Origin of the sequence: Marinobacter sp. MBR-99, from assembly GCF_040547575.1 — a bacterium.
GTDB lineage: Bacteria > Pseudomonadota > Gammaproteobacteria > Pseudomonadales > Oleiphilaceae > Marinobacter.
In genome coordinates this window covers 19,715-40,713 of record NZ_JBEPPY010000024.1, presented here as the reverse complement: position 1 = coordinate 40,713, position 20,999 = coordinate 19,715, and the positions used below count along the sequence as shown (strand labels likewise).

Below are 20,999 nucleotides of genomic sequence, written 5' to 3'. Positions count from 1 at the left end.
TAAATTGTTCACCAAAAGAGAACAAAGGTAAAACCGGGGAATATCCATGCGCCTGAACTATCATCATTTATACTATTTCTGGAAAGTAGCCAGCACAGGCCATTTGACCCGCGCAGCGGATGCGTTGCATATCTCCCAGTCTGCGCTGTCCGGTCAGATCCGGAAACTCGAGGACAGTCTTGGCCATGAACTGTTCATCCGGGAGGGGCGACGGCTAAAACTATCCGAAGCCGGCCGCGTCGCCTTCACCTATGCGGAAGATATTTTTCGCCAGGGCGCGGAGCTGGAAGCCCTTTTCCGAACCGGGCGCCAGACCAATCGGGAGGTGCTCAAGGTTGGCGCGGTAGCGACTCTGTCAAGGAACTTCCAGGAAGGCTTCCTTCGGCCACTGCTCGGCCGCCAGGATCTGGGCCTCAAGCTCCAGAGCGGAAGCCTGGAAGATCTGCTACGAAGACTATCGGCCCACCGTTTGGATCTTATTCTGTCCAATCAACCCGTTCACGGTGACGATGAAACCCCTTGGCTATCACGGCGTATTGCAAGGCAACCTGTCAGCATTATCGGGCCGGCGGCCGCCGAATCCCGGGTCGGCTTTCCTGACATGCTGCGTGACCAACCACTGATAGTGCCGGGCCAGGACAGCAATATCCGGCAGGCTTTTGACCAGCTGTGTGAGTACCACCAGATTCACCCGATTATTCTGGCTGAGGTGGACGACATGGCGATGATGCGCCTGCTGACTCGAGACAGCGGGCATTTCGCCATCCTGCCCCCGGTGGTTGTGCGTGACGAATTGCGCAAAGGCGAACTCAGGGATTACGGTGCATTGCCGGGCGTGTTCGAAGAATTCTATGCCATTCGTATTCGCCGGCAATTTGAGTCTCCGGCCCTGCAGGAGTTAATGGCTCAACCTCCGGAACGACTATTGACCTTTCCGGACAATGATTCTGGTTGAACTGGTCTTTTGATGCGGCGCCGGGGCCGTTATAGTCATAGGGAGTAAAAATACAACAAGATCAGGAAGTAGCCATGACATCGCGCGCCCCTCAAAAACCTTCTGTCATCATAATCGGCACCGGATTTGGCGGGCTCGGCATGGCCATTCAGCTAAAAAAAGCCGGCTATGGGCAAATCACATTGCTGGAAAAAGAAGGCGCCGTTGGCGGAACCTGGCGAGACAACACCTACCCCGGCGCGGCCTGCGACGTGCAATCGCACCTTTACTCCTACTCCTTTGAGCCCAAACACGACTGGAGCCGGAAGTTTGGCCTCCAGGCCGAAATACTCGGGTACATGGAGCATTGTGTTAAGAAGTACGACCTGGCGCGCCATATCGAGTTCGACCGTGCCGTAGCCACGGCCAGCTTTGACAGCCAGTCGAATGAGTGGGTAGTGGGTACAGAATCGGGCCATGAATATCGCGCTGATGTGCTGATCACGGCCACCGGGCAGTTGAACCGCCCTGCCATACCCGCCATTCCCGGCATTGACCGTTTTAAGGGCACCTGCTTCCATTCTGCGCGCTGGAACCACGATTATGATGTGACCGGCAAGCGGGTTGCGGTGATCGGCACCGGCGCCAGCGCCATCCAGTTTGTTCCGGAAATTACGCCAAAAGTTGCAGCGCTGGACCTGTATCAACGCTCCGCTGCCTGGGTATTGCCGAAAGCCGACCGCCCATTTACCGCGCTTGAGCAATCACTGTTCCGGAAACTGCCGGCCTGGGACAGGCTCTACCGGGCCATGATCTACTGGAAGAACGAGTCACGCGGGCTTGCCTTTACCCGGTTCAACCGGCTACTGGATATCTTTGCCCGACAGGCCAGGAAGGAAGCACAGACATGGGTGACCGACCCCCACAAACTGAAGCACATCATTCCGGACTATCGTATCGGCTGTAAACGGATTTTGATCTCCAACGACTGGTACCCGGCCATTAACCAGCCGCATCTGAATCTGATCACTGAGGGGATTTCTGAAATCGATGAAACCGGCGTTGTAACCTCCACTGGAGAACACCGCCCCGTCGACGCCATTATTTTCGGAACCGGCTTCAAGGCGACGGAGTTTTTGTCACCCATCAAGATCACTGGTCGTCAGGGCGTTGCCCTGAACGACGCCTGGGCAGACGGCAGCAAAGCGTTCAAAGGCATTACCGTGAATGGCTTTCCGAATCTGTTCATGCTGTATGGGCCCAACACCAATCTGGCCCACAATTCGATTCTGTTTATGCTGGAATCCCAGTTCCGCTATGTCATCAGCTCACTTGATTCCCTGGCCAGATACCCCGGGGCTGCCATGGAAGTGCGGGAAGATCGGCAATCCCGCTATTGCCAGGTGGTCCAGCACAGCCTTGAGAACAGCGTCTGGGATTCCGGATGTACCTCCTGGTATCTGGATGAACATGGCCGTAACACCATCAACTGGCCCGGGTTCACGTTCAGTTATCGCTTCTCTACCAGCGCTGCAGACACCGCTGATTACCAGTTTCTGGAGCCTGAAGCAGGCCGTTAGTCCTCTGCTGTAACCAATCGGTTGCAGTTCAACGTTTAACATAGGATGATTGGTTCATCATTTGTCTGGGTGATCGGAAATGTTAAAGCCAATCAAAAAAGGCTCCCTGGTGGAGACAGCCATCGAAAGCCTTAGGGAAGCCATCGAAAGCGACCAGTGGCCTGTCGGAAGCCGGCTTCCGGTTGAAGCCGAGCTGTCTGAGGCTCTGGGGATCAGCCGCAACACCATCCGTGAAGCCGTTCGGGTGCTCGTACATGTGGGCATGCTGGAAACCCGCCAGGGCGATGGTACCTACGTACGTGCCAATCGCGACGCTGGAGAAACGCTGCGGCGTATTGCCCGCAGCCAGTTGGCGGAACAACTCGAGGTGCGGCTGATGCTGGAAACGGAGGCCGCGAGGCTGGCGGCCACTCGGCGCACAGACAGCGATCTGAAAGCGATGAGCGACGCGCTGGATGCGCGAGCCAGCGCCGGGGACAACCTCAACGAAAGAATCCACCATGATGAGTGGTTCCACCATGCGCTTGTGCGCGCTTCCCACAATTCCGCTCTGATCGAGCTCTATGATTATTTTTCACACGCCGTCAGCCAGACAATCGAACGTACGGAGCGCGATGACGACCTGCCAGAACCCAGCCAGGAAGACCACGAACTTCTGCTGGCCGCCATCCGCCGAAAGGATCCAGCCAAGGCAGAAATGCTTTCGCGCGCCCTGCTCTCCCCCAGTCTTGACGTGATTAACCGGCAGAATCAGCCATGAAATTTCGTCTCGATACGTTCACCCTTCTATTGCTCGGCGCCATCGTCCTGGCGTCGTTCCTGCCGGTTACCGGGCAGGCGGCGGACCTGCTTGCCACCACCGGCACCATTGCCGTGGCCCTGTTGTTCTTTTTTCACGGGGCAGCATTATCCCGGCAGCAAATTATCGACGGTGCCACCCATTGGCGTCTGCACATCCTGATTACCGCCCTGACCTTCGTGTTCTTTCCCCTGGCAGTATTGCCCATTAATGGTCTCAGCAACCTGGTGCCGGAATGGATGCCGAGGGATCTGGGGTTGGGGTTTCTCTATCTGGGCGTACTTCCGTCAGCGGTGTCGTCGTCCATTGCCTACACCGCCATGGCCAGAGGCAATGTGCCTGCCGCCATATGCAGCGCTGCAGCGTCTAATGTGTTCGGAATGATGCTCACTCCGTTCCTGTTGCTTTTGCTGGTTTCTACTTCCGGAACCGGGGAGTTTGCCGTGGCTGAGGCGTTGAAAGACATCGTTCTGCAACTGTTGCTGCCCTTTGCGGTGGGGCATGCCTTCAGGCCAATGCTGGGTGGTTTCCTTTCACGCAATGAATCATTGATGGCCCGTTACGACCAGTGTGTCATCTGGATTATCGTTTATTCGGCATTCTCACACTCGGTAGTGAGTGGGCTTTGGCAGAGCCTTCCACTTCAGGCCGTGGTACTGACGATCCTGCTATGCTTTGGTCTGCTTGGCTTGTTCATGCTGGTGGCGATGATGATGGTCAGAAAGCTCGGCTTCAGCCTGGAAGACGAAGCCGCGGTGGTGTTCTGTGGTTCGAAGAAAAGCCTGGCATCCGGTTTGCCAATGGCCAAAGTGCTGTTCTCTGGCCATCCGGGCTTCGGCATGATTGTGTTGCCGATCATGTGCTACAACCAGATTCAGGTCATCGTCGGGGCCATCCTGGCCCAGAAGTATCGAGCGAAAATCGATCGGGCGTCAGCCGCCCATGCCTCCGAATAGGGTTGCCAGGATAACCAGACCGACGATCCACCCAATAACGGCAGGCCAGAAATTCACCATCTGCGGTGGCTGATCTGCCTGATCGGCACTGGCCTGCTCCCTGGACACCTCTTCATCCGGGTAATTTCGTGGGTCTGGCTCATGGCTTGCTTCCCGCACGCTGAACCAGTCAAACCAGTCGCCCAGAAACTGCGCCACCGGGCGGGGAAAACTGCCGTTCTCTGCCATCGGGCGGATCTGGGGCTCAAGGCTTTTGGCGATTTCCCTGCGCAGCGGTAACTGATCTGCAGGCGGTTCGCACAAGATGGCCTTCCAGATACCAGCATCCTGCTGGCGTTGGTTGTCGTTCATCAGGGCTTTAATCTGAATCACCACTTCACGGACAACCTGGGCTTCGTGGGCGTCCAGCGCCCGCTCTGCGTTGCTCTCAACCCCGGATTCCTCAGTCTGCTCTCGACGGACTTCTCGGGCGACTGGCTCAGGTCGGGCGGCGACGCTGGCGGCCGGCATGCCACCGGTTGCCTCCCTGAACGCCTGCTCCAGCGCCTGGGCCTCGTTGTCCGAGGCAAATTTCATCTGACGCTCGTAGGCCTGCCGAATGCGTTCGTGATCTCCGGTTGGCTCAATGCCAAGGATGTCCCAGCAATTCATAAAACAGTCACTCCGGATCTGTAAAATCTGTAATCTTTATAGAGACAAATCAATCGTTCTCCCCTAGGATTCACGGAGAATCACAATAAATCAGTCCGCTCGGCAAATTATAGAACGACACCCATGCGCATTACGAATTACCTGTCAGAAAATCGCGCTAACCGACTCCGCATGCGCAGAACCCTCGGCCATTCCCTGCTTGCCTCAGCCATTTTAGCCCTCTCGACCGGCAATGCCGGCGCGGATACCGGTTTTCCGGCGTTCAGCAATGGCTTGGTGGCTTTCGGCGATGACATTCCGGAGGTGCTAACCACCACCCGGCTGCGCCAGCCCAAAACCCGGGTTCCCGGAAGTACAACCGTGATCACCGGCGATATGATTCGGGACCTTGGCATCCAGAACCTGTACGAGGTTTTCCGCCTGGTTCCGGGCATGGTGGTCAATTTCGTTGGTAGCCACCAACCGGTTACCACTTACCATGGCACCGTGCATTATGAACAACGCCGAATGCAGGTGCTGGTAGATGGTCGTACTGCCCACAAGGCCACCCTTTCCGATATGGATTGGGAAACCATGCCAGTACCACTGGACATGATTGAACGCATTGAAGTCGCTCGGGGGCCCAACTCAGCCGCCTATGGTATCAATGCCTTCCTGGGCACCATCAACATCATCACCCGGGACCCGGCCGATACCGCCGGAGTGGAAGCACGAGTGGTTCGGGGCTCTCGGGGGCACCTACGTACCTTTGGTTCCGTGGGCAACGCCGACCCGGATATGGATTGGCGATTAACCTATGAAAAGCGCAAGTTCGATGGCTTCGACTACCAGGTAGACGGCGGCGAGCGCTTTCCATTCCATGACGGCCACGACATCAACTCCTTTACCTATGATTCCCGCGTCAAGATCAACGACCGCACCGATGTTGAGCTGCGGGGCGGTGTTGTAGATGGCATGAATTACCAGGACAAGGACAAAAGCGGCGAGCTGAACCCGTTCGAGAATCCGGATATTGATGTGCGGGACTACTACCTGCAATCCAAACTGAACGTGATTGCTTCCGAGCGCCATTTTTTCCACGTAATGGCCAGTGTCCAGAACTTTGACCGACGCCAACAGTACGTTGTTGGTTTCCCGGATAGTACCGTTCAGTGCCTCAGAGACAACACACCGCTGTATCAGTACACCTATTTCCCGGATGGCAGTCGAGAACGGCTCTGTTTTGTGGACGGAGGTGGCGCACCCGCCATTGCCCAGGTAGACACGGATTCAGAGGATACCCGCCTGGAACTGGAGTTTCAGGATACCATTCTGCTCAGCGACGACCTGAGAATCGTCTCTGGCGCGGGATTCCGGAAAGATACCTTCCGCTCTGAAACCTATTTCAACGGCCGGGGTAACAATTACCAGTCCCGCTTCTTCGGCAACGTGGAATATACGCCGATAAACTGGCTGACACTTAACGCAGGCGGTAACTGGGAGCGCACAAGCACAACAGACGATCACTACTTCTCGCCCCGGTTGGCTGCGAATTTCACGCTCAATAGCCGGCACGCCCTCCGCTTTGTCTATTCCCAGGCGGTCAGAACCCCGGACGGTTTCGAGCAGAATCCGGACTGGGGATACACCCTTCGCAATGTCCGCCCTGCGATTTATTCCGATCTTGAGGGCCGCAGGGTAACAACTGCGGATGCGTACGAAGACCTGGGGTGGCTTACGCTCGGCAAAGACCTGAGGGAAGAACGAATCATTTCCCGGGAAGTCAGCTACTTCGGCCAGTTCCCGCTAGAGCGGGCCATGCTGTCTCTGGAAGTGCGGGGCTTCAAGGATGAAATGCGGGACATGATCAGCGGTGTTATTCAGCTCAAGGACTGGAGCATCGACAACAACGTTGCCGTGGATCAGCAAGGCTTTGAAGTGGAAGCAATGATTGAATACCCCGGCACAACCTTCCGTGCCAGCTACGGCTACCTGGATCAGGATACCTGGTACACCGGTCAGCCAATCATCAACCAGGACGGTGATCTGGATACTGGAAAACAGGACCAGGCGGTCAGTCTGCTGACCCGGCTTTCTGTGCGACATTCCGGCAGTCTGGCACTGATTCAGGACCTGCCGTGGGGGCTCAAGGCCTCATCCGCCTTCTACTGGGCAGACGAATTTGGGCGTAGTCAATTCGAGCGCATTGATGCGAGAGTTGCCAAGCGCTTCTATCAGCCGCGGTATACCGCTGAAGTGGCCTTTACCATGCAACACTATCTGAACCGGGAAGCAGAACTGAGCTCCGATAACAACATCGAAGACCACAACCAGTTCTTTGTGGAGGCAGGAGTCCGGTTCTGACACTATGCTGAAAGGATTGACCAACGGGATAGCACACCAATCGGGACGGTATGATCTCATCCAGATTTTCTGACACTAAACTGCCACGAGTCCTGCAAGGGATCAGCCGAGCCGCGATGGTGGTGGCGCTGATGCTTCTGCTGCCATGGTCCCCTTTTGTCTCCGGTCAGAACGGTGAGCCAACACTGCCGACTATCTACATTGCAGGCTCAGGCAACACATCTTTGGACCAACATGTTACCCGCCTACTACGTGAACAGATCGGAGATACGGCAGAACTGGTGTTCATCCATGATGATCAAAGCCTGCGTACATCAGGCAGCCCCGTCATCACCATTGGCCCAGCCGCATTTACCCGTATTCGTCAGATCAACAGGAACACACCGATACTGGCGTTGCTGGTAGAGCGCAAGTTTATCCAAGGGTACGTTAACCGCACTCCGGGACAGGTGTCTGCCGTCTTCTATGACGTTCCGTTATTGCGGCAGGCACTGGCCGGTAAGGCGATACTGCCTCAGTCCAATCGCATTGCATTGCTGGCTTCCACGGAGTCTGTCGAGATCTATGAAGATTTGATTGACCAGCTGGCGGAGTACAGTCTCGAAGCACGCGTATTCGTCACGGATAGCGACGACCAGTTGATTCCTACCCTTATCAGGGCCCTGAACTACGGTGATTTTCTGCTCGCCGGCTCTGACGACGCCATCTACAACCCCAGAAATATCAAGCACATCCTGCTGACAGCCTATCGGCGTAACCGGATTGTCATTGGTCCCAGCCAGGCTTATGTCAAGGCGGGCGTACTGGCCTCCGGCTATGCCCCATTTCCTGCGATGGCTGCCAAGGCTGGCGAATTGCTCCAGGCATACTTTGAAACCGGGATTCTTCCTGAACCCGCGTATCCGAACGAGTTTCGTGTTGAGGTCAACGAGCAAGTGGCCCGATCACTCAACATTCCGCTCCCGAGCCGTGAATGGATATCGCAGTATCTGGACGACCTGATGCTATCCAGCCAGGAGGATTTGGAATGAACAGGCAGAATGCATCCCTGTCCAGAAAACTTCTGTTGCTTGGGGCCTTGCCAGCCGTTGTCATGTTTGTTGCGTTAATGGCATTTTTTACCTCGGCCCGGCTGGAGGACGCGCGTACCGACCTGGCTGAAAGCAGCCAGATGCTGGCGGACAGCCTGGCCCCGGCACTCGAGTACGCGGTGGTTTCCGGCAATATTGCAGCCCTGGAGCAGACACTGAATCAGTCGCTACGGCGTAGCAAAGCCGAGTGGATACGCGTAACCGATGTGATCGGAAAAGAGCTCGGCTTTGTCAGCAATAGTCTTGACAGCTCCTCACAGCGACACCACAACTTCGATATTTACTCTGCGGAAATCCTTCAGGAACCCCTGGAACTTGGAGCAGGCACTGACTGGTTTAACCCCGGCTATGGGTTCAGTTCTGGTTCCTTGCGGGTTGGTGCAGTTGAAGTCGGTGTTGAACCGCGCGTGCTGGCTGATCGCCAGCAGAGTATTCTGTGGTCATCTAGCGCAGTTGGTGTCGCCATGCTGCTGTTCACCATCGTTCTGGTTAACCATTTCCTCAATAATATCCTGCAGCCCATTCGCAGGGTGGCAAGCCGGGTTGATCAACTGATTACCGGTGATTATGACGCCCAGCCCGTGACCACCAAGGGAAACTCCAAAGAGATCGTCGCCATACAGAAACAACTGAACGAGCTGGGGCACCATCTGGAGAAGCTCAGAACCACCCGCGACCAGACCCTGGCGGTGTCGGAAGAGGCCCGGGAAAAGGCCGAACTGGCAAGCCATGCCAAATCTGAATTCCTTGCAACCATGAGCCACGAGCTCAGAACTCCGCTCAATGGGGTACTGGGAATGGTTGAGTTGATCCAGGAGGAACCGTTAACCAAGCGACAGCGGGATTACCTTGGCACTGCCCGGCAGGCAACAGAGGACCTGCTTACCGTCATCTCCGATATTCTCGATTATGCCCGTATGGACAGCGGCACTCTGGAGCTGGAACACCAGGAGTTTGATCTAAGGTCCATTCTGGCCAACTGTGCGGCTTCCTATCGCCATGCAGCAGAGCAGCAAGGCCTGGCACTGGACATCAATTTTCTGGGGGACTGGCCAGACAAACCGGTGGTGGTTGGCGACGCACCTCGAGTCCGACAGATTCTGGCAGGGCTACTGGATAATTCGATTAAATATACCACGAACGGTTTTGTCAGTGTTCGCGCAAGTTGGCTGTCGCTTGAAAGCGGTTGCGTACTGTTCGGCTGTTCCGTCAGTGATTCCGGAGCGGGTATTCCCAGTGACCGCCTTCACAATATTTTCCACACATTCGAACAAGTTGACTCAGGCAACACCCGCGCCCATGACGGCGCAGGACTTGGGCTCTCCCTGATTCAGCGGTTGGTGGAGCTGATGGGTGGGCATATTCAGGTGGAATCGGACCTCGGCGAGGGATCATCGTTCCGCTTTGAACTGCCATTTGAGCTGTCGGATGCCCCGGCCCAGGTTCAAACGGAGCTCCCGGATATCCCGCGGGAGCAGTTGGGACGAAAGTCCTGGGCCCTGGTGGTCGAGGATAATGAGGTAAACCAGAAGGTCTCCACCACGCTACTGAACAAGCTCGGTTTTGAAACCGATACCGCGAATAACGGCCAGGAGGCGGTCGACAAAGTAAAAAACAAACACGAAGGCTACGATGTCATCCTGATGGATTGCCAGATGCCAGTGATGGACGGCTATCAGGCAACCCGAATGATTCGCGAATGGGAACAGGGGAATGGGCAATGCGGTACGCCGATCATCGCCCTGACGGCTGATGTCTCAACAGAAACCGAGGCCACCTGCCGGGCCAGCGGCATGAATGATTACATACCCAAACCGGTACGCCGCGAGACCCTCAGGGAAGTACTAAGCCGCTGGATTCGATTGTAAAGAACCGGAAAGCTTACGCTACCGGTTCACGCATGGTGACAAATTCTTCCGCTGAGGTCGGATGAATACCCATGGTTGAGTCAAACTGCGCCTTAGTGGCGCCGGCCTTGATGGCAACGGCCAGCCCCTGAATAATCTCGCCGGCGTCTGGCCCGACCATATGAGCGCCGAGCACCTTGTCGGTCTCATCGTCCACCACCAGTTTCATCAGGCATCTCTCGTCCCGTCCGCTCAATGTGTACTTCATCGGCCGGAACTCTGAACGGTAAATGCGCAGCCTGTGACCCGATTCCCTGGCCTCTTCCTCAGTCAGACCAACGGTACCGATATTCGGCTGGCAAAACACAGCGGTCGGAATAGCGCTGTAATCCATATCGCCCTGACCGTCACCAAACAGCCGACGCGACAGCACCATGGCCTGGGCCAGTGCCACTGGAGTGAGCTGCGGTGTGCCGATAACATCGCCCAGCGCGGTGATTGAGGGTACCGAGGTCTGGAAATGGTCGTCCACAACGATGTGGCCCGAAGCGTTGAGTTCAATACCCAGCTCCGTCAGGCCAAGGCCGTCAACCAGGGCTCTCCGTCCGGTTGCTGCCATGACAAGACCGGTCTCCAGGCGTTCTCCGTCAGACAACATGACCTGATAGTGGGCGCCTTGAGTCTCAATGGATTCGATGGTGGCGTTGAAACGCAAGTCGACGCCCTTTTTGCGCATCTCCTGCTCGGTGAACCGGCGCACATCGTTATCAAAGCCCCGCAGGAACAAATCACCCCGGTACAACAAGGTGGTTTCCACACCAAGCCCGGCCAGTATGCCGGCGAACTCTACCGCGATATACCCGCCACCCCAAACCACCGCATGACGGGGTAATTGCGGAAGGTAGAACATTTCATTGGAGGTAAGGATGCATTCTTTACCGGGAACATCCGGCACTACCGGCCAGCTTCCCGTCGCGACTGTGATGTGTTTTGCGCTATAGCTCCGCTCGCCTACCGTAACGGTATTGGCATCGCTGATGGTTGCCGTGCCATTGATGATCTCAACTCCGGCATTCTCGAGCAGGCGACCATAGATGCCATTCAGGCGCTCAATCTCAGCGTTTTTGTTTGCCACCAGAGTGGGCCAGTCGAAGCTGACCTGATCGAGCGGAACTCGCCAGCCATAGCCTGCTGCATCTTCCAGTTCGTCATGAACATGGGCGCCGTACACAAACAGTTTTTTCGGAACACAGCCAACGTTGACACAGGTGCCGCCCAGGTACCGGGACTCAACCACCGCAACCTTCGCGCCCCGCTGAGCTGACATTCTCGCCAGGCGGACACCACCGGAACCGGCACCAATTACGATCAAATCAAAATCATGGCTGTCGGACACATTCACTCCTGATGACAAATACTGTGTTAATGCGGCGTTGCCTCGTTCCGGGCGTCATTAGCTTCAGACCCAATTTCCCGGAACAGGACATGATCTTCAAAATCACCCAGGCGTATCTTGCCCAGGCTGCGGAAGCCCTCGGATTCGTAAAACGGCAGGTATCGGCTGTTACCGGTATCCAGTACCAGCCCCTTGCCCCGGGGATTTTCCTCACAAAGCTTCTCGACCGCTTTGAGCAAAACCCGACCATACCCCTGATTCTGGTATTTTGGGTTGACCCCCATCAAAGGCAACTGATGAGCCTGTGGGTGCGGCAACAGGTCGCGGATTTTCTGATGGTAATCCAGGTATCGGCGAGTCGAGGCAAACCCCGCGGTCAACACCATGCGAATTCGCCATGTAAGCTGCTCGGCGAGGTTCATCCGGAGTTCCGGGTCGCCGATGAAGGCCACGGCAATCAGGGTATCCCCTTTCATCACACCAACGGCATCCTGATTGAGCTCAAGGTACAGGTCAATCAGTTCCCTGACTGTCGCTCTTACTCGCTGGTCGTAACCCGCCCGGCGATGATCAAACAGGTATTGGAACGTTGGATCTTCCCGGTACGCATGGCAAAGAATCGACTGGGCCTCGTTGCGGGCAGTCTCATCAAGACGAACCACGACAGCATCAGAATTATTATTGTTTTCCTGCTTATCACGCATTTACTCGCGCTCCTCCGGAATGACCGGTCAGCTTGGGGCGTGCCCCTTTCAAATCGTCAGTGTCAGCCGCACGGATACCCGCCCCGGCTCATTTCCCCTGTCCATGGCAGCCTGATCCACAATCACCCCATGCCGGGCATCAAGTTGCTCCAGCCAGGCCGCTACCTCGGCAAACGGTGCGGCTTCAAGCCATACCCGAATGGCAGACTCGCCGCTTGGCTCAAATCGCTGTAGCGAAAGCCCCGCTTCACCTGCGGAGCGGGTAACCAGGGCCATCAGTGCCCGACCGTCTTCAGGCTTGTCAACGGCGGCCCCGGCCGACGAACCGGAACCCGCACCACCAAGGCGACGAATGGTTGCCTGGTTTGCCTGCATCCAGGCCAGAAGTTGCTCGGCATTTTCACGACTGGCTTCCGCCTGGTTGCTGAAATCAGCCACAGGCCGCCAGATGCCAAAATAGAGAATGGCCAACAGCAAGGCAATGCCCAGCACCACCAGCGCCTGTCTATCCCGCACCGGCAGTTGATCGTATCTCGCGATAAGCTTACCGACCGCCGGCTGGTCTTTGATTCGTGCCCACATGGCGTTAGCCTCCCGAAACCGTCAACCGGCCACGGGAGCCGGAGCTTTCATTAACCACAGACCCAATCTGCGCACGCAATCCCTGATTGGCCAGGCCATTTCTCAGATTACTCATCCGTTCATAACTGTCGGCCCGGACGTCTACCACCAGCTCTCCCCTGTTCCGGCTGTAGTTAATGGAATTAAAGGTAACCGCCTGGGCATTCGCAACCCGGCTGTACTGATCTCCGGTGTATTTCATCAGCGTGATGAAATCCATTTCTTCCCGGCCAGCGCCTGCCACCCTCAACTGGCCCTCAATCACCCGGCGCACATTGCCCGCGTGGGTACGGCGGTCAGCCGGAAAAGCGTCACGGTAGATGGCCATGGCCTGGCTTTGCAGCTCCTCGGCCTCCTGGTTGTGATACACACCCATACCAATCTCAAGCCCCAGCTGAATCACAAACCAGACGGACGCAACCGCAATCAGTGGCTTCCAGGGCTTCAACGGGCTGCTGCCGCTCGTTTTAACGGAGAAGGCGCCCTGGAAGAGATTGATCGGGTGACACATATGATGATGGTAAGACCACGCCAGCAGCTCCAGCGCCGTAAATTCCAGGGGCTTCTGCGCCAGATGTACCCGGCCATCGGCACCGCTCAGTTCCAACAATGCCGGCTGCCAGAGTTCCAGCTCGGGCTCGGTTCCATAAACCGTGACCGGTATCTCCGCGACCACCTCTTCAGTGGCTGGCGCTGCGAGGGTAACCCCCAACATGCCCAGGTTGGCGGTCTGCAGTCGCAGCCACTCGCCTCGATGACTTACCAGCATGGCCCACTCGCCGTCGAGGCAGGCGGTCCAGCCGTTATCGGTTGTCGGCAACAGGGAGGCGTCCGGGTAAATGGCATCCAGGCGCACGTGCTCCCAGCCTGTAAACAGCTCTAACCACTGCCCCATTTGGGATTGATCTATTGCCGCAACATGGTATCCATCCGAGGTATGACGGCCAAGCGCCAGGTGGACGCTCTCGATATCCTGGGCAATCTGTTCTTCCACCGCGTATGGCAACGCCTGGTGTACGAACCGGCTCTGCTTGGCGGGAATGTCAGCCAGGCAAAACAGGGCTTCGTCACCCGGAATAAGGCCGATCAGCAGCACTTTTTCCAATGCATTCTGGCCGAGTGTCTGCTCAATCGCATCCCGGGTATCTGCCGCACCACTGGCCTGGGTATCGCCACTGGCATCCTGTAAAAGCCAGCTGAACAGCTGTGATTCCGGGTTCTGGTCCAGGTCTGCGAAGGGCGGGACCGGCCGAACAAAAAGGCGGTAAGACATGGCTATCCTTCTGAGAATGTATAAGGCTCTTTGGTGATGCGATTCTTCTGCCCGGAATCCCTGTGAACCGTCCGGACTTCACCCTCCGGACTCCTGAATACCGTGCTGACCATATTAACGACACGATTATCGTAGGTAATCCGTGAAACAACTTCAAAAAAACGGGTTTGCAAGGTCAACCCGGTGGTTTTCAGCCCCATGCCGGAAAACTCGGGCAAAGCGAGGAAATCCTGTAAATTCTCAAACCGCTCTTCTTCTCTCTTGGCCAGAACTGACTCTGCCTGAGCTTCCGTCATGTCATCGTGCAACGACATCAACACCGCGCCAGTGGCGGTATTCACATTGATCCCGATACCACTGACCGGCAGCGTACTGACATGAGGCCGGAGCGCCACATAGATTTCCTCGGTCATCCCATCGATCAGGCGTAATTCGGTGATTGACACAAACGGCTGATTGGCCGCCCGATACGCCGGCTCCGCTATCAGGTACTGGCCATCTTCGGCGCCATAGGCACTGATGGTCTGGTCATCTGCATCAATCCAGTCAATCAGTGCGTCGACTGAAACAGCGGTAATGCCGAGAGCCCGGAACAGCCGCACCAGTCTGTCGCGGGTCAAAGGGTCTACCTGGCCGTTTGGGGTAACCAGATCATTGAGATTGATGCGCCCTGAAAGGTCATCTATCTGAACCTCCGCCACGCCGTTGTCGTCCAGTGGCAGGATGGCAGCATATTGAGCCCAGAATTCATCGGGGCTGTCCACCATCACGCCGTCCTCCCGGTCCTGCTCAAAATCGCGTACCAGAATCCGGCGGGCGAACTCTTCGGCGCCCAGTGCAATGCTGTGCCCCTGCTGCTGCGCCAGGTAATGCCCGGCCTTGAACACCTGAACACTTTGTTGCCTGCTCATGCCCGTGGCCAGCATCACCACCAGAGCCATGGCCAGCAGTACCATGATCAGCGCTACGCCCTGCTGTCCCGACGGCTTACTCTTGACCGGTTGCCGTGTCATGTGCCGGCACCTTGCTGGGTATCCTGAACTTCTTGAGATTCTTCTTCATCGGTATCCGAGTTGCCCGTTGCCTCCTGCTGCTGGTTAACCACGGCCTGTGCCTGGGCAAGGTCAAAGTCAGCCAGGGCAAAGGTTCTGACCAGTTCTCCGAATAGTTCATGCTCCAGAGTAATTTCAATGCCCCTCGGCATGGGCAGGACTGGCCTTGCACCGGGCGACAGGCTGGCGAGGTCCTGATCTGACGGCCAGTCGTCCTGCCAGTTGAGTTGACTGTTCAGAAAGCGAATTTCGAGCGACACCACGTTGTCCAGTAACAGCAGATCCTGGCTGTTATCTTCCTGCCCCTGGTCAACCGTCGGCCAGTAGCGGCGCCGGAGCTCGGTCCCGGTGTATTCCCAGGCAACCCGTTGCAGCCCACTGCGCCTCAGGCCAAGGGGGTTGCGCCAACCCTGGCGGGTTAATACCAGTTCAAAAGCGTCCTCACGACTGCTGAGTGCGGGCCGGAAGTCGCCGTAGACATCCCGAATCGGCCGGTTAACCAATTGGTTCAGGTCCCTCTCCAGCAGTAACATGGTTTTCTGGAGGTTTTCGAACTCGCCAGACACCTCATTTACCCGGTCCCGCGCAGTCACCACGCCATTGATCACCTGCCATACGCCGAGGCCGATAACAGCGGTGATGGTCACCGCAATCAACACTTCCATCAAGGTAAAACCGGAACTGGTGTGAAGACCTGAATAGCCTGAACGGGAGTGCATCACTTCTCCCCAAGAAATGCTGACAGGGTATGCACCGGAACCGGGTCGCCCCCACTGTCAGTGTAGCGGGCAACGGTTACTTCCACTCGACGCATGCTCGGCTCGGCGGTACCTTGAACAACCGTGGTGACCCGCCACCGGTACTGACCGAAATCCTGATCATCGGAGTTTTCTGAAATGCCCGGCAACGCCTCTTGCAAACGGAGTTCATTAATCCGGTTATCGGCCACCCAGCCGGCCAGGGTTTTATCGCGAACCCGTTCGTAGCTTGCGATGTACTGGCTACCCACCTCCGCTGCGGCGGTGGCGATCAACCCGAACACCAGCAAGGCAACCAGCACTTCAAGCAGCGTGAAACCTCTGACTGTGTTTACCATGCCTCATCCTCACTGCCCGGCTTTCGCCACTGAAGCGGGGATACACCGTCAGATTCGATTACGTGCATGTCGTCGGTGTTGTTGCCGATGGTGAACTCAATAATAAAGGGTGTGGTTTCGCCACTGGAGAAAAACACCACATCCGGGCGCAGACGATCTTCTGCCGAGGTAAGGCGGGGCGCGTCGTTCTCAATGTAATCAGTGAGGGTTAGCCATTCAGGCAAGGGCCTGGCACGGAACAGCCGCTCCCCGGACAACTTCCATTCACCGGTGTCATCCTGATACGACACGAATCGGTAGTTGTCGTCCTCAATTAACAGCCCAAGCTCCAGATTGTTCAGGATCGCCTGTTCCGATGCGGTTTGCATCAGCAGGAACAGATCCTGAACGGTATTCTCCAACTCTCGCTTCTGGGAACTTCCGGCCATGTTGAACACCGCCAACGCGGCCAGAAGCCCGACAATAATCAGGACAACCAGAATTTCAATCAGCGTAAAACCGATTTGGTTCGCCCTGCGTTTCACAATCGATCAGTTCCCGGTATTCCAGACACTGATATCGGCAGCATCACCCTCGCCACCCTCCTGGCCGTCAGAGCCGAAGGAGTACAGATCGTAGGGACCCTCCGTTCCGGGGCTCACGTACTGGTAATCGTTACCCCAGGGGTCTTCCGGGACGCTTTTCAGGTAGCCGTCTGCGTTCCAGTTACGGGGTTCCGGCGATCCGCTGGGCCGGCGCACCAACGCTTCCAGACCTTGCTGTGTAGACGGGTAATGACTGTTATCCAGGCGGTAGAGATCCAGGGCGTTAGCGATATTGCTGAGCTGGGTTTCGGCTACCGTCACCTTCGCCTGGTCGCTACGGCCCATAATGTTGGGCGCCACAATCGCTACCAACAAGCCAAGAATGACCATCACCACCATGATTTCAATCAGCGTGAAGCCTTTGTTACGGGCCGGGTTCGGGTTCGGGTTCTGTTTCATACTCATTGTTCTACTCATCATTGACCTGTGTCTTGGGTTAATCCGTTTTCATGGCAGGCGTTAGCCCACGAGATTGCTCATGTTCAAAATGGGCAGCATGATCGCCAGTACGATGATCAGCACCACGACGCCCATCACCAGCAGCATCAACGGCTCAAACAGGCCGACAATGGCTGCAATCTTCGACTGCAGGGTGTTTTCCTGCATCCGGGCAGTGCGCTCCAACATGCCGTCCAGCTCACCACTGGCCTCGCCACTGGCAATCATGTGCAACATCATTGGCGGAAAGTAGCCAGTCTGATCCAGCGACCGATGCAACGAGCCGCCCTCGCTGACTTTACGTGCTGCATCTTTCAGTTCTTTTCGAAGGTAGTCGTTAGACAGTACCTCACCGGCGATTTTCATGGCCTCCACCAGTGGCACACCACTGGTGGTCAGGATGCTCAGGGTGCTTGCATAGCGCGCGGTGTTCACACCCCGAACCATGCCCGAGAACAACGGAAGATGTAACAACTGCTTGTGGAATTTCATCCGGAACCCGGGTTTGTTCAGGGCAACGCGGAAACCAACCAGCGCCAACATCAACAGGATAAAGAGATAGACACCATAAGTGCCGAGAAATTCCGACACCGATAACATGGCCATGGTCAGCCCGGGCAAGTCCTGCCCTTGCCGGACAAACACCTCGATGATATCCGGCACCACGTAGGTCAGCAGGAAAACGACAATGGCGATTGCAACCACACTGAGAATGATCGGGTAGATCGCGGCCAACTGGATTTTTTGCCGGGCTTCCTGGCGGTTTTCGGTGTAGTCCGCCAGCCGGTTCAGTACCAGGTCCAGGTGCCCGGCGTGTTCACCGGCAGCAACGGTGGAGCGATAAAGCCGGGGAAACGCCCTTGGAAACTCACCAAAACTGTCCGCCAGCGTGTAGCCTTCCATCACTTTGGCCCGAATGGCAATCAACATGCTACGGATGCGGGGCTTGGTGGACTGCTGCGCGGCTGCACTGAGTGCCTGTTCGATGGGAATGCCTGACTGAATCAGGGTGGCCAGTTGGCGGGTTACCAGGGCAAGGTCCGCAGCACTCAGGGAGCCTCGATTACTGAACGGGTTGGAACGAGCCTGTTGTTTGTCAACGGCCGGTTCAACGGTCAGCGGGGTTAACCCTCTCTCCCGCAATTGCTGGCGCACGGCACGAGCAGCGTCTGCCTCCAGAACACCCTGCTTTTGCTTTCCCCGTTGGTCCAGCGCTTTGTAAACGTAGGCTGGCATGAATTACTGGCTCCGGTGGGTAACGCGCAGAACTTCTTCCACGGTGGTCGTGCCTTCCAGGATTTTTTTGACCCCGTCCGCATGAATGCTCGGGCTACGAAGGCGAGCGGCTTTCTCCAGGTCCATCTCCCCTGCCCGTTTGTGAATCAGCGTGCTGATTTCTTCGGTAATTTCCACCACCTCATAGATACCAATACGCCCACGGTATCCCAGCTGGTTACAGTGTTCACAGCCCTTGGCCCGATAGATGGTGGGCGGATTGGCCGGGTCCTGCTGCAGGAACTCACAGTGTTCTTCGGTCGGCGTATAGGGTTCGCGACAATGGGTACACAGCACCCGCACCAGACGCTGGGCAACAATACCCACCAGGCTTGAGGAAATCAGGAAGGGTTCAATGCCCATATCCATCAAGCGGGTAATGGCACCCACTGCAGTATTGGTATGCAGGGTTGAGAGCACAAGGTGACCGGTCAAACTGGCCTGAACGGCAATCTCCGCCGTTTCCAGATCCCGGATTTCACCAATCATGACCACATCCGGGTCCTGGCGCAGGATAGCCCGAAGCCCCCGGGCGAAGGTCATATCCACCTTGGTGTTGACCTGGGTCTGGCCGATACCAGGCAGGTTGTATTCGATGGGGTCTTCGACGGTCAGAATATTGCGGCTTCGGTCGTTGATCTCCTGCAATGACGCGTACAGGGTTGTCGACTTACCGGAACCAGTCGGGCCAGTAACCAGAAGAATCCCGTAAGGGCGGTAGATGAGTTTGCGCAGGATCTTGAGGTCATTTCCCGCCATGCCCAGGGATTCCAGCCGAATGGTACCCGCCTGTTTATCCAGCAAACGCAGCACCACCCGCTCGCCACTGGACGACGGCATGGTGGACACCCGGATATCCACTTCCCGGCCAGCAACCCGGAGCGCAATACGGCCATCCTGGGGTACCCGCTTTTCAGCGATATCCAGTTTTGCCATAACCTTGATACGGGAAACCAGCAGCGGTGCCAGCGCCCTTTTGGGTTGAACCACCTCGCGCAGCACACCATCAACGCGGAAGCGCACCACCAGTTGCTTTTCATAGGTTTCGATATGCACGTCCGAAGCGTTGGTCTTCACCGCCTCAGTGAGAATGGCGTTGATCAGGCGAATGATAGGGGCGTCGTCTTCCTGTTCCAGAAGATCTTCGGTCTCCGGCACGGAATCCGCCAGCGATGCCAGGTCCATGTCATCGCCAATACCCTCTACCATCTGCATGGCTTCAGCAGAGTCATTCTGATAGGCCGCATTCAGGGCCTGGTCGAAACGATTGGTTTCAATCGTCGTGAACCGGGCACGACCACCACTGATCCGGTTTGCCTCCGCAAGCGCCGAGTGGGAAGCCCCCGGCCGCACCAGGATAACCGCTTCACCGTCTTCATTGCGGGTAAGGATGACACCATTGCGTTTGGCAAAGGTGAACGGGAGACGGCCCAGCGGCGCATCCTGCGGCTGCATTTCAGTTTCGGTGGTCAAGGTCTTCCTCGTTGTTTCCGTCAGATCGTTCATTATTCTTCTTGGACTTTCCGGCGCCCGAAAAATCCTTTAATTCTTTAGCCATACACGAGCACTGAAAAAAGGCTACCACAGGAATGGGAACCACTGAACAACTCTATACACTATACTGCCACTAATTCATTGCAGTCTGATAACCTGTGGGCTTTTTATGCCTACGATCATTCACTCAGGAAACCCGATGCTTGCTCTTGATCAAAGGATACCGTCGCTGCTTGCCCTGACGGCGGTTGTTGCCATGTTGGGGCTGACCGGCTGGCAGGCCTACCAGTTCTGGCAAACCGAGTCGCAGCGCAGCCTGCCCCTGGTGCAGGCTGCGGGTAACGGTGCCGACACACAAAGGCAGAATGTTCCTGAGGTGCGGTTGGCCAACCTGACCCTGTTCGGCACAGCCTCGGATACCGGTGGCGCGGTTGAGCTGGATACCGAAAATCTGCCGGAAACCAACCTCAGGCTCTCACTTCGAGGCGTGCTGGCAGCCGACGGCGAGTTTCCCGGCAGCGCGCTGATTGAAGACGACAAGGGCAAGACCGAAGCCTACCTTGTGGGCAGCGAGCTCCCGGGCAACGCCAAACTGCGTACCGTTTTTCCCAATCGGGTTATTATCGAGCGCGCAGGAAAGCTGGAAAACCTCTATTTCCCTGAGCTTGATGACCGCTCAGGCGTTTCTCTGGCAAGCAGCAATGCAGAATCGGTCGACCAGCAAATTGAGCAAAGGCGAACACCACAACCTGCACAGCGTGCATCATCCACTGGCACGGCCACGCCAGCGGGCGAACAACAACGGCGAGAGGAGATCAGACAGCGACTGGAGCAGTTACGCCAACGGCTACAGAACAGTAACTGA

The 20,999-nt window shown here is 56.4% G+C and carries 20 protein-coding genes; 8 read left to right on the top strand and 12 right to left on the bottom strand.

Annotated features, from left to right (window positions below):
• The first annotated feature begins 46 nt into the window (after window positions 1–46).
• The 4 genes from ABIE59_RS17490 (at window position 47) to ABIE59_RS17475 (ending at window position 4,269) form a co-directional block, all read left to right on the top strand.
• Window positions 47–955, top strand: a complete 909-nt coding sequence (locus ABIE59_RS17490) for a LysR family transcriptional regulator (protein ID WP_061333390.1) — start codon at window positions 47–49, stop codon at window positions 953–955.
• Window positions 956–1,029: 74 nt separating this feature from the next.
• Entirely contained in the window at window positions 1,030–2,514 is a 1,485-nt protein-coding gene (locus ABIE59_RS17485; protein ID WP_354448888.1) for a flavin-containing monooxygenase, read from the top strand.
• Window positions 2,515–2,593: 79 nt separating this feature from the next.
• The gene (locus ABIE59_RS17480; protein ID WP_354448886.1) at window positions 2,594–3,274 is read left to right on the top strand and encodes a FadR/GntR family transcriptional regulator; all 681 of its coding nucleotides are present in this window, start codon (window positions 2,594–2,596) and stop codon (window positions 3,272–3,274) included.
• The gene (locus tag ABIE59_RS17475; RefSeq protein ID WP_354448884.1) at window positions 3,271–4,269 is read left to right on the top strand and encodes a bile acid:sodium symporter family protein; all 999 of its coding nucleotides are present in this window, start codon (window positions 3,271–3,273) and stop codon (window positions 4,267–4,269) included. Before ABIE59_RS17480 ends, ABIE59_RS17475 begins: the two co-directional genes overlap by 4 nt.
• On the opposite strand, the gene ABIE59_RS17470 is transcribed toward ABIE59_RS17475, so the two are convergent.
• Window positions 4,246–4,920, bottom strand: coding sequence for a J domain-containing protein (locus ABIE59_RS17470; protein ID WP_230714726.1), 675 nt, complete (start codon window positions 4,918–4,920; stop codon window positions 4,246–4,248). The genes ABIE59_RS17475 and ABIE59_RS17470 overlap by 24 nt on opposite strands.
• 123 nt (window positions 4,921–5,043) lie before the next feature.
• On the opposite strand from ABIE59_RS17470, the gene ABIE59_RS17465 reads away from it, so the two are divergent.
• The 3 genes from ABIE59_RS17465 (at window position 5,044) to ABIE59_RS17455 (ending at window position 10,222) form a co-directional block, all read left to right on the top strand.
• The gene (locus tag ABIE59_RS17465; protein ID WP_354448882.1) at window positions 5,044–7,263 is read left to right on the top strand and encodes a TonB-dependent receptor plug domain-containing protein; all 2,220 of its coding nucleotides are present in this window, start codon (window positions 5,044–5,046) and stop codon (window positions 7,261–7,263) included.
• A 131-nt stretch (window positions 7,264–7,394) separates the two neighbouring features.
• Window positions 7,395–8,294: an ABC transporter substrate-binding protein gene (locus ABIE59_RS17460; RefSeq protein WP_230714730.1), complete on the top strand. Its 900-nt coding sequence runs from the start codon at window positions 7,395–7,397 to the stop codon at window positions 8,292–8,294.
• On the top strand, window positions 8,291–10,222 hold the full coding sequence (locus tag ABIE59_RS17455) for a HAMP domain-containing hybrid sensor histidine kinase/response regulator (protein WP_058091052.1): 1,932 nt from the start codon (window positions 8,291–8,293) through the stop codon (window positions 10,220–10,222). Before ABIE59_RS17460 ends, ABIE59_RS17455 begins: the two co-directional genes overlap by 4 nt.
• Window positions 10,223–10,235: 13 nt before the next feature.
• On the opposite strand, the gene gorA is transcribed toward ABIE59_RS17455, so the two are convergent.
• The 11 genes from gorA to gspE are packed head-to-tail and all read right to left on the bottom strand — an operon-like array spanning window position 10,236 to window position 20,095.
• Entirely contained in the window at window positions 10,236–11,597 is a 1,362-nt protein-coding gene (gene gorA, locus ABIE59_RS17450) for a glutathione-disulfide reductase (protein ID WP_354448879.1), read from the bottom strand.
• Between the two features lie 26 nt (window positions 11,598–11,623).
• The gene (locus ABIE59_RS17445; RefSeq protein WP_354448877.1) at window positions 11,624–12,301 is read right to left on the bottom strand and encodes a GNAT family N-acetyltransferase; all 678 of its coding nucleotides are present in this window, start codon (window positions 12,299–12,301) and stop codon (window positions 11,624–11,626) included.
• Between the two features lie 48 nt (window positions 12,302–12,349).
• Window positions 12,350–12,883 carry a type II secretion system protein M gene (locus ABIE59_RS17440; protein WP_354448875.1) on the bottom strand — a complete coding sequence of 178 codons (534 nt, stop codon included), beginning with the start codon at window positions 12,881–12,883 and terminating at the stop codon, window positions 12,350–12,352.
• A gap of 4 nt (window positions 12,884–12,887) precedes the next feature.
• The gene (gspL, locus tag ABIE59_RS17435; protein WP_354448873.1) at window positions 12,888–14,195 is read right to left on the bottom strand and encodes a type II secretion system protein GspL; all 1,308 of its coding nucleotides are present in this window, start codon (window positions 14,193–14,195) and stop codon (window positions 12,888–12,890) included.
• Between the two features lie 2 nt (window positions 14,196–14,197).
• Window positions 14,198–15,208: a type II secretion system minor pseudopilin GspK gene (gene gspK / locus ABIE59_RS17430; protein WP_354448871.1), complete on the bottom strand. Its 1,011-nt coding sequence runs from the start codon at window positions 15,206–15,208 to the stop codon at window positions 14,198–14,200.
• The gene (gene gspJ, locus ABIE59_RS17425) at window positions 15,205–15,966 is read right to left on the bottom strand and encodes a type II secretion system minor pseudopilin GspJ (RefSeq protein WP_354448869.1); all 762 of its coding nucleotides are present in this window, start codon (window positions 15,964–15,966) and stop codon (window positions 15,205–15,207) included. Before gspJ ends, gspK begins: the two co-directional genes overlap by 4 nt.
• A complete protein-coding gene (gspI, locus tag ABIE59_RS17420; RefSeq protein WP_354448867.1) occupies window positions 15,966–16,343 on the bottom strand; it encodes a type II secretion system minor pseudopilin GspI in 378 nt (125 codons plus the stop codon). The genes gspJ and gspI overlap by 1 nt, the downstream gene beginning before the upstream one ends.
• Complete coding sequence (gene gspH, locus ABIE59_RS17415; protein WP_058091076.1) at window positions 16,337–16,867, bottom strand: type II secretion system minor pseudopilin GspH; 531 nt, start codon at window positions 16,865–16,867, stop codon at window positions 16,337–16,339. Before gspH ends, gspI begins: the two co-directional genes overlap by 7 nt.
• Window positions 16,868–16,873: 6 nt before the next feature.
• A complete protein-coding gene (gene gspG / locus ABIE59_RS17410; protein WP_354448937.1) occupies window positions 16,874–17,326 on the bottom strand; it encodes a type II secretion system major pseudopilin GspG in 453 nt (150 codons plus the stop codon).
• 60 nt (window positions 17,327–17,386) lie between these two features.
• A complete protein-coding gene (gene gspF / locus ABIE59_RS17405; protein WP_354448864.1) occupies window positions 17,387–18,601 on the bottom strand; it encodes a type II secretion system inner membrane protein GspF in 1,215 nt (404 codons plus the stop codon).
• A gap of 3 nt (window positions 18,602–18,604) precedes the next feature.
• Window positions 18,605–20,095 (bottom strand): type II secretion system ATPase GspE, encoded by a 1,491-nt coding sequence (gene gspE / locus ABIE59_RS17400; protein WP_502915390.1) that lies wholly within the window; start codon window positions 20,093–20,095, stop codon window positions 18,605–18,607.
• A 238-nt stretch (window positions 20,096–20,333) separates the two neighbouring features.
• Between gspE and ABIE59_RS17395 the strand changes: the two genes are divergently transcribed.
• Window positions 20,334–20,999 carry a type II secretion system protein N gene (locus ABIE59_RS17395; RefSeq protein ID WP_354448860.1) on the top strand — a complete coding sequence of 222 codons (666 nt, stop codon included), beginning with the start codon at window positions 20,334–20,336 and terminating at the stop codon, window positions 20,997–20,999.